Source organism: Caballeronia sp. LjRoot34, assembly GCF_964253815.1.
In the GTDB taxonomy this organism is placed as follows: Bacteria; Pseudomonadota; Gammaproteobacteria; order Burkholderiales; family Burkholderiaceae; genus Caballeronia.
The window spans coordinates 1,177,527-1,188,836 of sequence record NZ_CAXUSB020000002.1 but is presented as its reverse complement, the minus strand read 5'-3'; the positions used below and the strand labels follow the sequence as shown (position 1 = coordinate 1,188,836).

The 11,310-nt window shown below is 55.6% G+C and carries 9 protein-coding genes and 2 pseudogenes; 7 read left to right on the top strand and 4 right to left on the bottom strand.

The window, feature by feature from the left end; all coding sequences use genetic code 11:
• Positions 1 to 152: 152 nt before the first annotated feature.
• Positions 153 to 926: a cyclase family protein gene (locus tag ACSQ36_RS24905; RefSeq protein WP_436183992.1), complete on the bottom strand. Its 774-nt coding sequence runs from the start codon at positions 924 to 926 to the stop codon at positions 153 to 155.
• A 39-nt stretch (positions 927 to 965) separates the two neighbouring features.
• Positions 966 to 1,895, bottom strand: coding sequence for a 3-keto-5-aminohexanoate cleavage protein (locus tag ACSQ36_RS24900; protein WP_436183991.1), 930 nt, complete (start codon positions 1,893 to 1,895; stop codon positions 966 to 968).
• A gap of 272 nt (positions 1,896 to 2,167) precedes the next feature.
• Between ACSQ36_RS24900 and ACSQ36_RS24895 the strand changes: the two genes are divergently transcribed.
• Entirely contained in the window at positions 2,168 to 2,830 is a 663-nt protein-coding gene (locus ACSQ36_RS24895) for a TetR/AcrR family transcriptional regulator (RefSeq protein ID WP_436183990.1), read from the top strand.
• A gap of 136 nt (positions 2,831 to 2,966) precedes the next feature.
• On the opposite strand, the gene ACSQ36_RS24890 is transcribed toward ACSQ36_RS24895, so the two are convergent.
• Positions 2,967 to 3,329 (bottom strand): nuclear transport factor 2 family protein, encoded by a 363-nt coding sequence (locus tag ACSQ36_RS24890; RefSeq protein WP_436183989.1) that lies wholly within the window; start codon positions 3,327 to 3,329, stop codon positions 2,967 to 2,969.
• A 1,463-nt stretch (positions 3,330 to 4,792) separates the two neighbouring features.
• Here ACSQ36_RS24890 and ACSQ36_RS24885 point away from each other — a divergent pair.
• Positions 4,793 to 5,791 carry a helix-turn-helix domain-containing protein gene (locus ACSQ36_RS24885; RefSeq protein ID WP_436183988.1) on the top strand — a complete coding sequence of 333 codons (999 nt, stop codon included), beginning with the start codon at positions 4,793 to 4,795 and terminating at the stop codon, positions 5,789 to 5,791.
• Between the two features lie 54 nt (positions 5,792 to 5,845).
• On the opposite strand, the gene ACSQ36_RS24880 is transcribed toward ACSQ36_RS24885, so the two are convergent.
• Positions 5,846 to 7,021: an alpha/beta hydrolase gene (locus ACSQ36_RS24880; RefSeq protein WP_436183987.1), complete on the bottom strand. Its 1,176-nt coding sequence runs from the start codon at positions 7,019 to 7,021 to the stop codon at positions 5,846 to 5,848.
• 800 nt (positions 7,022 to 7,821) lie between these two features.
• Between ACSQ36_RS24880 and ACSQ36_RS24875 the strand changes: the two are divergent.
• From ACSQ36_RS24875 to ACSQ36_RS24855, 5 genes and pseudogenes are all read left to right on the top strand, one after another.
• A pseudogene (locus tag ACSQ36_RS24875) lies at positions 7,822 to 8,639 on the top strand (alpha/beta fold hydrolase).
• 160 nt (positions 8,640 to 8,799) lie between these two features.
• Complete coding sequence (locus tag ACSQ36_RS24870) at positions 8,800 to 9,156, top strand: BON domain-containing protein (RefSeq protein ID WP_436183986.1); 357 nt, start codon at positions 8,800 to 8,802, stop codon at positions 9,154 to 9,156.
• A 314-nt stretch (positions 9,157 to 9,470) separates the two neighbouring features.
• Positions 9,471 to 9,731, top strand: a complete 261-nt coding sequence (locus tag ACSQ36_RS24865; RefSeq protein ID WP_436183985.1) for a DUF1488 family protein — start codon at positions 9,471 to 9,473, stop codon at positions 9,729 to 9,731.
• Between the two features lie 104 nt (positions 9,732 to 9,835).
• Positions 9,836 to 10,917 (top strand): annotated as a pseudogene (locus ACSQ36_RS24860) (IS630 family transposase).
• A gap of 13 nt (positions 10,918 to 10,930) precedes the next feature.
• Complete coding sequence (locus tag ACSQ36_RS24855) at positions 10,931 to 11,230, top strand: hypothetical protein (RefSeq protein WP_436183984.1); 300 nt, start codon at positions 10,931 to 10,933, stop codon at positions 11,228 to 11,230.
• The last annotated feature ends 80 nt before the right edge of the window (positions 11,231 to 11,310 follow it).

The window sequence follows — 11,310 nt, the reverse complement described above, 5'->3', positions numbered from 1 at the left end:
CACTACGATGAGCTGGCAGGCTCAACACCGTTGGCCCACTGATCACGACACTCCCTCGCGTGCAAAGTATCGTTGCCGCGTCACGCTCTGCCAGAATCTCATCCGCGTTCGGCTAGAGTGTCGGCCCTTCACCAGCAGCCCAACGCTTGGCATCATTCGTCGAAGATCGCGACAGCTCGGGTCCAGCCCGCCGATGCTCCCCGGATTTTTACCGGGAAACAGACGATTCGAAACCCTGATGCGGGAAGGGACTCCAGGTTGTGCAGCTTTTCCAGATGGCAATAGCCGATATCACGACCGGCCTTATGCCCCTCCCAGATCAAACTCGCGTCCCCCGTCTCCGAAAACTTTTTGGCGGTATGAACAAACGGAGCGTCCCAGCTCCAGGCATCAGTACCCGTCAAACGCACGCCGCGCTCCAGCAGGTACATCGTTGCCTCATACCCCATGCCGCAACCAGCAGCAACATAGTCGCCTTGACCGTAGCGGGAACCCGCTCGAGTATTAACGACGACGATGTCCATCGGTTTGAGTGTGTAGTCAATCCGCTCCAGTTCAGTCGCAACTTCCTGAGCCGTCACAACGTGACCGTCTGGCAGATGTCGAAAATCGAGCTTGACGCCAGGGCGGAAGCACCAGTCCAGCGGAACTTCGTCAATCGTAATCGCCCTCTCACCTTTGTTCATAGTTGAGTGGAAGTGGTACGGGGCGTCGAGATGCGTACCGTTATGCGTCACCAACTCAATCTTCTCGATGGACCAGGCCTCACCGTCAGGAAGATCTCCCTCGGTCAGCCCCGGGAAGAACGGAAGCAACTGATTGACCGTTGCATGGTGGTCAAAGTATGAGATCTTCGGCGCGAAAGCGGGCGGATCGGACACCACATCGTTCTCAAGGAAAATTGAAAGATCGACTAACTTGTTCATTGCGGTCACCGCCTTATGTTCCGAATTGCCCAACACGCCTCAAAACGCGACGGCTTGTGCACCTTTGAGTCCGAGCAGCGCGCGGGCCTCATCGGGAGTTGCAATTTGCAGCGACAACTCTTCGAGGATTCGACGAATCTTTCGGACCTGCTCCGCGTTGGTTTTGGCCAACTCTCCGCGCCCCAGAAAGAGGCTGTCCTCGAGCCCGACGCGCACGTTCGCGCCCATGATTGCGCCATAGGTGGCCAGCGGCATCTGGTGACGCCCTGCGCCAAGCACCGACCACTGGTAGTCGTTGCCAAATAGCCGGTTTGCCGTCTGGCGCATAAAAGCGACGTTATCCGGATCCGGGCCGATACCTCCGAGAATCCCGAAAATCGTCTGAATCAAGAACGGTGGCTTGATGAGACCTGCATCCACGAACGAGGCGAGGTTGTACAGATGACCAACGTCATAACATTCAAACTCAAATTTGGTCCCGCACCCTTCCCCCAGTTCCTGCAGGATCCGCGAGATATCCCGAAAAGTGTTCCTGAAAATCGTATCTTCAGTACCCTCGACGTATGGCTTCTCCCATTCGTGCACCCAGTTCTTGATCTTTTTTGCCGCCGGGTGGATCGAGAAATTCATGGACCCCATGTTCAACGAAGCCATTTCGGGCTTGGCCATCAGCGGCGGCGCAAGACGCTCCTCCAAGGTCATTTTGGTGCTGCCACCCGACGTAATGTTGATGACAGCGTTTGTCGCAGCCTTGATTTGCGGGAGAAACTGCATGAATAACACCGGATCAGCCGACGGACGGCCATCGACTGGATCGCGAGCGTGGAGGTGGAGAATCGCCGCACCCGCCTCTGCAGCTTCAATCGCCTGTTCCGCAATCTGCGCTGGCGTCAGCGGGAGGTGCGGTGACATTGTTGGCGTGTGGATTGCGCCGGTGACGGCGCACGTAATTATTACTTTCCTGCCCATCGAAAGACTCCTGCTGGATAATTTGTTTGCCCGTTGCGGCCTTGCGATAAACTATACGAACGTACAGTCAAACTTGCATCGGTAATTACCCTGCACGGTAGCTTCAATCTCGTTTGCCGGAACTCGTCATAGCGGCCTACAACATTACAAGCACATCACTGTGCAGCCGAATTGCCAGTTGCTGAAAGCTCCGGTACGCTCGTTGACAGCAATGATTTCCGTAACGCAGTCCGACCACCGGATCGCGCCGATTGAACCTTGTGAGGCCCAATATGGCAGTAGTCGCAGCGCATCTTTCGAATAATCCGCGCGCGAAGTCGACCCGCGACACCGAAAAGCGCGATCGGGCGATCCTCGCAGCCGAAAAGCTCTTCGCGCAGGAGGGTTATCATGGCGTGTCCATGCGCGACATCGCCAAGGAAGCGGACGTAGGCTTGCCCTTAATCGTTTACCACTTCGAAACCAAGCTCAATCTCTACCGCGAGATTTTTGAATTCCGCAAGGGGGCGATTCAGGAACGACTTGACGAACTGTCCCGGATTACTGACCTGAGCGCCGCCGACGCTGTCGAGAAGATTGTTCATGCGTTCGTCGCACCAATCATCAAAAGCCACGCAACCCCTGACGGCATGTACCACGCTCAACTGGTCGTTCGCGAGGCGTCGGATCCCCAGGAAGCGACGCGAGGCATCATCGCAGAATATTTCGATCCAACTGCGCGTGCTTTCATAGGTGCACTTGCAGAAGCGTTGCCTCACGCATCTCACGAATACATTGCCTGGGCCTACCTTTTCGCAGTCGGAACACTGGTCATGAGTGACTTCGACGGTCGCATGATCCGCATTTCAAATGGCAAATACGCAAACCGAAGTGTTGCCAAGAAAATCTCGATGTTGACGAAATTCGTCGTTGGAGGCATCAGGGCAGGCGCCTGATGGAGGCTCGCCGAGGCTCATCGAACCGAAGCGCGGCAGACTCGCTACTGTGGCACGGCTAAGCGTGTGCCGCCACCAAGAGTCGAAGTGTCCAGATGGAAGAGCGCCAACCAGTTCGAAGCAGTGCGAATTAAGACTACGGGGAACTGGCGAGCGTGGTCCTCGTCTGGACAAGTATCTTTCCTTCTCGTATGAAGAACGTATCTGTCGCGAGTGCAACAGAAGGCGCTGCCTCCCAGATCAGATATGCAACGCCCCCGAGAACAGCGTTCTTATTGACCTTGAATGCAGTCCAGAATCCGTCGTCAGCGTTGGCCAAAAACGACTCCCAGAAACTTCGGATTGGACTGAGCCCACGAATAGCCTTCTCGGGGGTAATGATCACAGAGGTGTCATCATAGTCGTACAGGAGCGCGTCGATACCGAGCGCGAACGCACCGACGTGATGATCCAGAACCTGTTTTGACGCCGCTTCCTGGTGGCTAGTCGGCTTGCCCATATTGTATTCCGTAGGTAATTCTTGTATCCGTTGCGCGACGGTCGTAGATAGGTCGCCTTCTCCGCACATTCTCGGGCCAACCCCATGCCGGTTGTTGCTGCGGTATATCCTGATCTACCAAACTTGGTTGGTAACAATTCCGATAGCTAGCCAGAACGCTTCCATTTTCATGCCCGAACAAGCAAAAGTCCGTCGCAGCGTCGAACAGTTACTGCAATTGGCATTGGCTTGAAGATACCCGACAGCAGCACATTCAAATTGCCTTTGCGTGCAATCCAACTTAGCCCAGAGCGCGCGGAGCTATTTCAACGACATTGCACCTGAATCCTCAGCGACCTAGCGCGCCGGCGCGCCCAGACGATAGTGCGCCGTCTTCGTAGTGCAAACAAGGCTCAGGACGACGGATCGTGTCGGTCAGCGAAAATTTCCAGGCTTCGCAGGTCCACACGCAATTGAAGAATAAGGTGGAAGATCCGGCTCATCCGTCCGGAAATCGGCAGGATGCACGCAGATCCCGTAGCGGCAAGCACGCAAGCAGCATGTCGTGGTTCGACTTCAACTGTCGGGCTTTGTATGCACACTTTTTTGCTCTGCATCCTCCAGACATGAATTTCGGGAACCGGACCGACAGTGCCCATCCCAATCAATTAGCAGTACTACTGTATTAATGCAATTCTGGTTACATCCACATAATCGACGAAGTCTCGACCTTTCAAAGAAAATCGGACATCGATTCAAGAAAGACACGCGCGGTGTGTTTTCCCAAGGCGCTCGATGCGTCTCGATCTACCTGCCGGCAACGACATCGATCCGTCTGCAAAATGCACAGACTTTCCGGCGTTGCCCGGTAGCGCGGCTGACGGCTCGCTGTTCCCGCCCTTTTTAGAGTGGGGCCAAGCGGCCTAGCGTGGCGTAGAAGAAGATCACGATTTCGCGAACAAAAATTCGTCAACCTGAAGGGATGCTCAGGCTCGCCGACGCGCGCCGAGGTTTAGCAGGCCTGGTGCGATACCCTAGGGCTCAGATTTCACGGACGACGCACACACCTCGCAGATCGTGCTGGTTGGACTTCGCGTTCGGGGCGACGCATCGTAGTTGAATAAAATCCATAATCACGTACACTTTACTACTATGCAACTAAAATTGTAACGTTGACCAGTTATCCATAATCTGCTTGCCATTTGGGCAGGATGGTTGTACATGCTCATGAGCAAACCCGTTGTTGATGACCTTGTGTCGGACCAGCCAGCTGGGGCAAATCGACGGGCGCCCCTACCGAACGAGACAAATGATGGTGTCCGGCAGCGTCGTGAATAACTTCACCGGCTTTGGATAGGTGATAGTCGAGATGGCGAACATCTTTCAGCAGCGAAGCAATGCAGTCAAACGGCCACGTCAACGTCGATTTGAAATCTTCAGGACGCTGCAGACCATCCGGGGAACGACCAACACGGCGGCCGGTTATGTCTGACGCTGTCACTCAAATTAAAGAGATAGGTCTGGCCGAAGACGCGCTGTCACTACGGCGCTGGCCAAGCGACGCGCCACCAATTCACAGCGAGACCGAATGGCGCACGCTTCCAGGGAGCATGAGAACAGGCGTGCGCGCGGACGATCCCTCGGTCTTCGTCACGCGTTGGATCGATATGTCGGGCGATAATGAACTCGTCGCGTGGGGACCGTACAAATACTATACGGTAGCGCTGGCGTTGCGAAAGACCTGGGTCACGATGTTCATGAACGGTACGCGGATTCACGATGGTCTCATCGAAAAAGGAACCGCGCAGGTCAGCGCATCGACCGGGCTCACCCGATGCGTCCTTCGGGCGCCCGCCGATTTTCTTCACATATATGTCTCACGGGCTTACGTCACTGAATATCAGCGGCAACTGGCCCAGGAACGCGGCGCAGACGTTTCCGCCCAACACTCCTATTTCGTAACCGACTCCATCGTAAAACAGTTAACAGTCGGCCTGATGCACGCGATCGACGGCCAGACATACTACGACCGTCTGTATGTCGATGGAGTTGCACTCGCAATCGTTGCGCGACTGCTGAACGCATGGCCATCCAGCGCTGAGCCGCTCCCTGCGTTCAGCAGCAAAGCCACTCCTCTTGAAAAACATCGCACGGAAGAAACCATCCGGTACATGGACGAGAACATTGACCAGCCCATCTCGTTAAACGAGTTGGCAACGGCGGCCGGATTGTCGCCCATGCATTTCGCCGCCCGGTTCCGGGCAGCAACGGGCCTTTCTCCACACGCATTTCTTTTGCATCGCAGGATCGAGCGGGCACAGGAGCTGCTGCTGACGACGAATATGCCGGTAGTTGACGTCGCTTTAAGCGTGGGATTTCGCACACAGGCGCACTTCACCACCGTCTTTCGACGCCTTTCGAATGAAACGCCTCATCGGTGGCGCGATGTCCACGCTCGCACGCCTATTGTGGACCGTGAATAGCCGAGCATTGGAGGAACGTTCACAAACGCTGGCATGGTCGTAGTCCGTATTTTGCTACTGATAAAACGCCGAGCGCAAAGAATTCGCAATCTGCGCAATTGCCGCGCGAGTGGCTGGCGCATCCCCGAGAGATTTGAGAGTCATGAAGCCATGTACGGTCCCATTGTAGCGAACAGAGGTAACCTGTACGCCGGCCTCATACAACTTGTGTGCGTACTGCTCGCCCTCGTCACGCAAGACGTCATGCTCACTGACGATAAGCAAGGTCTCCGGCAACCCTCGTAGATTTTCCACTGACGCAAGTAACGGGAAAGCAGTAACCTCGCGACGTGATTCGTAAGATGGAAAGTAGGCGTCAAAAAAGTACGCCATGTCTGCGAGGTTCAGCATTGGACCGTCCGCGTACCTTTCATAGGAAGTGTTTTCTGATATGTCGCTCAGAACCGGATAGAAAAGCCCCTGAAATGCTATCTTTGGCCCGTTGCGCTCTTTTGCCATGAAGGTAAGAGCAGCGGCCATGTTGCCCCCAGCTCCGTCTCCGATTATGGCGATCCGGCTTGCATCCACCCGAAAAGTGTCGGCATACCTTGCGACGTGCGAAAGTACGGCATATGCCTGCTCATTCTGATGCGGGTATTGCATTTCTGGCGCTAACGTATAGTCCACAAAGAAAAGCGTGACATCTGCGGCAACCGCAATTTCCCGTATCAGCCAGTCGTGAGTTTGTTTGCCGCCCGCTACCCAACCGCCCCCGTGCAAGTAAATTACTGTCGGCCTTGTGCGCGGATCCGAATCGGGGCGCACAATCCTTACGTCGACGCTTCCGATCGGCCCCACCGGTAGAGCTGTGTCAACAACGAGGGCCTGTCGAAGAGGCGCCAACCCCTCATGAAGGTAGCTGAATAGTTCACGCGCCTCATCGTAGCTCAGCAGGTATACAGGGGCAACGCCACTGGTTTCGATACGCTCCAGAAAAGCCTTGGCCCTAGGCTCAAGAATAACCGATCTCCGCAGTGCTTCAGTACGCTCACGCTGGGCACGATCGGTCGCAGCTCGCCTCTGCGTTGCCTGATCGTCAATTGACCAAACAGAGGCGGATCGCCTCTTGAGCAAATGGCGATTTTCTGCCGGTTTTCGTAGCACAGGCTTCCGCAGCGGACGATCGCTGCGATCGGCTTTTGCCCCTCCACGAAGCAAACGCCTCGAGCTTTTCTTTTGCCGCCCGATCATGACACCGTCTCCGATAGCCTCACGGAAGTGGGTTAGACAGGGGCATGCCGATGTCACAAGAACACGCTACAGGTCGAAGACCCAAGCGACGCTCGCGAAGCCCCCTGATGGCACCGCACCATCTGTACTTAAAGATCCGATAAACCCGCCTCACTGAATCACCCGGGAAATGACTCCAATATTCTCACGCGATACGACATCTGATGATCCTGCGTGGATACGCTCTTTTAGTCTTTCTTTGACGCACTTTAAATTTTTCTGATTCGCACGAAACGATCTGATGAGAGCAGACTGCGGGTGCGGATCATAGCCGAATCGCCACGACGATTTCTGATTTCGTTCATATTCTGCCACGGTCATGCGGGACTATTGCGTAAATCTGTTGGAAATCTGCGCCCAGACGCCAAGGCATCAGCTCACGGTTGCCTATTTGGACATCCACGTCCAACCCGTTAGCGTGCTGACGGGAAATATCGCGTGCGTTCCAGAAAGATCTGATGGATTCTGCAACCCAAACTGAGGGGGCAGTCTCAATCCGGCGTCTGTAAGTGTGTTCTTTCGAATATGAGCCATCGATTCCAACGCGAGTTACTCTTACCTCGCGTTCGCAAACACAATCCCAACCCCATACAAGCGGAAACGAAGCACGGACAAACGAACATTGCTTTCCTGCAAGGGCGACGCGAGGCATGGGTTACTCCCAGCACAACATCGCGGCCTTTGCCGCGCTTGATGCTACGTCCGCGAAGCCCGAAGTGGCGCACAACGGCACGCTAACCCATCGCACAGGTGTTACGCAAATGAACAGCATGTCGGCAAAAGATGGAACTGAAATCTATTTCAAAGACTGGGGCAGCGGTCATCCTGTTGTTCTTGCCCACGGATGGCCGCTTAGCGCCGATGCATGGGATGCCCAGATGCTCTATCTCGTCTAGAACGGATATCGGGTGATTGCGCATAACGTCGTGGCCACGGTCGATCGGGACAACCCGGTCGTGGAAACGACATGGATACGTACGCTGATGATCTGGCGACGGTGCTTCACACTCTCGACGTGAAAGACGCAATGCTTGTCGGGCACTCTACCGGTGGCGGCGAAATTGCTCACTATGTCGGACGACACGGGTCGAAACGGGTGTCAAAGATGGTCCTTATCGCCGCTGTTCCGCCGATCATGCTTAAAACAGATGCGAACCCAACGGGGCTGCCCCTGTCCATCTTCGACGAAATCCGTGCGAACACGGCGAAAAATCGATCCCAGTTCTTCAAGGATCTCGCACTGCCCTTCTACGGATACAACCGACCGAATGCCAAGCCGGAACCGGAGGTAATCGACGAATTCTGGCGTGAGGGTATGTCCGGCTCCATACTAGGTCAGTACGCTTGCATCAAGCAATTCTCCGAGGTCGACTTCACACCCAACCCGAAAGCTCGATGTGCCGACACTGATCCTCCAAGGTGACGACGACCAGATTGTCCCGCTGGACGACTCGGGTCGGAAATCCGTCGACATCATAGGAACGCAAGGCTCAAGGTCTATCTAGGTGCACCTCATGGTATGTGCACAGTCCGTGCAGATTTGGTAAATGCTGATCTGCTGGCATTTCCTCGGCAATAGCCACTACTCGGTACGAGCGACTTCCTTTCCTTGAAGAAGAACACCGCTCGCCGTGGCCGGCCGGCATGCAGCGTCATGACCGGTCGGTCAGAAAACTGGTCGCTTTCCAAGATTTCAATTAGCGTGCCGTTCTGTCATACCGCTTTCCTTGAGAGAAAACATGGAACTATCCAAACTCATCGTCGCCACGGTACTGGCAGCGTGCAATATTTCCTCGCCTGCCTTCGCGCAAAGCGCGAGTGACGCAACACCGACTACCCCATCAACCAACGGATTGACCAAGAAACAATTGAGGAAGATGAACTGGCAGACCGAAAAGACTGTCAGGCAAGCACTTACGTCGACCAAGGGTCTGGACTCGTCGAGTATCGTGATCGTTGCGCGAGGCAACAAGATTACGCTGGACGGTACGGTGCGTGAGGGCACGCAGGTTTCACTCGCCGCTGCGGCTGCGAAGGGCGCGGAAAATGGCAAGACTGTGGTGAACAACATCACCGTCAGCGAACCCGGGAATTGATAAGGCAGCGCCAGCTTTCGCCCTATCACACCACGACCGGTGCGGCGTTGGACCCAGTCTCGCCGCACCTAACCCCAAGGGTTCGTGTAGTAGCGGATCTGTCCACGACGTGGAGGTTTTCAATATCTGCGATGCAGTGTTCGGGAGTCTTCGTCTCAGGCGGCAAGGTAACGCACGTTGTCAATGCTTGCCCCCTAACCCAATGCGCGGGGAGCGTCGAATGTCGATATGATAGGCAATTGACATTTCGCGGGTGCAAGCGAAAAGAGATACGCTACGTAATCGGATAAAGATGGACCCTAGCCATGGAAATAATGCCGACTGAAGACGTCGCCCTCTCCTCTGACGGAAGGCTGATTAACTTCGTCACATTTGCGCAAAGACACCCGGTGCGCTGCGCTATCACGCGAGAGGCGCTTGAACAGTGGTTCTGGGTTCCACCAAGAGCGAGTGAGGAGCGCCTGATGAAATGCTTCGCCGACGGCCGCAAGCGGATTTCAGCGGTGGCTGAGCGAAAATGGCTGGCCTTGCGGAGCGACACGGTCATCCTGAGTGCCTCTGACTTTTCACTCTGAAGCGCCAAACTGATGCAGGAGATCACCTCCCCTACTTTTAGACAACTAGTACAACATCCCGTAAATAAGTTGAATATTTAGCGGTCTCTTTTTATCATGGCAGGATGAGCCGAGGCCGTCACGCAACGCCAGTGAAGCTGGCGAAGAAAGAAAGAGAGGAACTGCGATCCCTGATCGGGCGCAAGACTGCCCCACAGCGAGATGTGATGCGTGCGCGCATCGCGTTACTGGCTCAGGAGGGCCACGCTAGCACGATGATTGCGCAGGAACTGGGCGTGTCCGTGCAAACGGTCTGCCTGTGGCGCAAACGCATTGCGCGGCAAGGTGTGCAAGGAATTCGAGAAGGTGAGCGCAGTGGTCGCCCACCGCGCATCACGCAGGAAACGCGACTGCAATTGATCGCGCTGGCTTGTGAAGTGCAGGAAGCTGAGGGGCGGGTCACGCCGACGCTCGACGAGATTGTGGTGCGCGCCGTGGAGCGCGGCATTGTCGGGCAAATCAGCCGTAGCCATGTGCAGCGCATTTTGCAGGCCGGCGACATTCACCCGCACCGGGTCCAACAATGGCTGCACAGTCCAGATCCGGCCTTTCGCGAGAAGGTCAATGCGATTTGCAAACTGTATCGCCGCGCACCCAGGAACGCGGTAGTGCTGAGTATCGACGAGAAAACCGGCATTCAGGCCATCGAGCGCAAACATGCGGGACGCGCGCCCGGACCGGGACGGCTGCGTCGTCGTGAGTTTGAATATATCCGCCATGGCACCCAGGCGCTGATTGCCGCGCTCGATGTTCATACTGGACAGGTGCTGGGAAGTGCCGCGAGCGGCGCACGCAGGACGATCTGGTGGCCTTCATGGAGAGCGTGGCGCACGCGTACCCTGGCAAACAGGTGCATGTCATCTGGGACAATCTGAATACGCATCGCGCACACGCCGTGTGGCAAGCATTCAATGCGAGGCATGGTAAGCGGTTTCACTTCCACTTCACTCCTTTGCACGCAAGCTGGGTCAATCAGATCGAACTATGGTTCGCCCTCTACACCCGCCGCGTGTTGCGCCATGCCAGCCACACCAGCACCGCGCATCTGCGCGAGCGCACCGAGCAGTTTATCCGCGAGCGCAATCAGACAGCGCGCCCCTTCAAATGGACCTTCCGGGGCTATCCGTTGCAAACTGGCGCATCCTGAACTGGAACTTGCCATGCCGACCTTATCCGCGAAACATCATGCAAGCGAACTGCAGCGCCAACTGCGCGCCCTGCTAGGCCATGATCAGATCGTGACGCAGGCCTACGGAGCTCACCTACTGATCAAACGTCTGGACGATCAGGATCCGATTGTTGTGGCTCGTCTGAGCGAGCTCGGCCGCAATCTTTACGGTGCAGCCTTTCGCAGCCATAGTGGGCGATGGGAACCTCTGCCGGGCTCGGGCCCGCTCGATGAGATGGCTAAGCTCGTCGTCACGCTCCTGGATCCTTATTTACAGCCAGATAATTATTAAACCTATTTAGGGGATGTTGTACTAGGCCGGCGGGAGTCTTGACGGCAGGGCCTGTGGGCGTACCGGCAGACATTAAAGTA

What these genes read in the sequence shown, in the direction of transcription:
- ACSQ36_RS24905 (WP_436183992.1), bottom strand. Translation starts at nt 926, where the DNA reads ATGAACAAGTTAGTCGATCTTTCAATTTTCCTTGAGAACGATGTGGTG.
- ACSQ36_RS24900 (WP_436183991.1), bottom strand. Translation starts at nt 1,895, where the DNA reads ATGGGCAGGAAAGTAATAATTACGTGCGCCGTCACCGGCGCAATCCAC.
- ACSQ36_RS24895 (WP_436183990.1), top strand. Translation starts at nt 2,168, where the DNA reads ATGGCAGTAGTCGCAGCGCATCTTTCGAATAATCCGCGCGCGAAGTCG.
- ACSQ36_RS24890 (WP_436183989.1), bottom strand. Translation starts at nt 3,329, where the DNA reads ATGGGCAAGCCGACTAGCCACCAGGAAGCGGCGTCAAAACAGGTTCTG.
- ACSQ36_RS24885 (WP_436183988.1), top strand. Translation starts at nt 4,793, where the DNA reads ATGTCTGACGCTGTCACTCAAATTAAAGAGATAGGTCTGGCCGAAGAC.
- ACSQ36_RS24880 (WP_436183987.1), bottom strand. Translation starts at nt 7,021, where the DNA reads ATGATCGGGCGGCAAAAGAAAAGCTCGAGGCGTTTGCTTCGTGGAGGG.
- ACSQ36_RS24870 (WP_436183986.1), top strand. Translation starts at nt 8,800, where the DNA reads ATGGAACTATCCAAACTCATCGTCGCCACGGTACTGGCAGCGTGCAAT.
- ACSQ36_RS24865 (WP_436183985.1), top strand. Translation starts at nt 9,471, where the DNA reads ATGCCGACTGAAGACGTCGCCCTCTCCTCTGACGGAAGGCTGATTAAC.
- ACSQ36_RS24855 (WP_436183984.1), top strand. Translation starts at nt 10,931, where the DNA reads ATGCCGACCTTATCCGCGAAACATCATGCAAGCGAACTGCAGCGCCAA.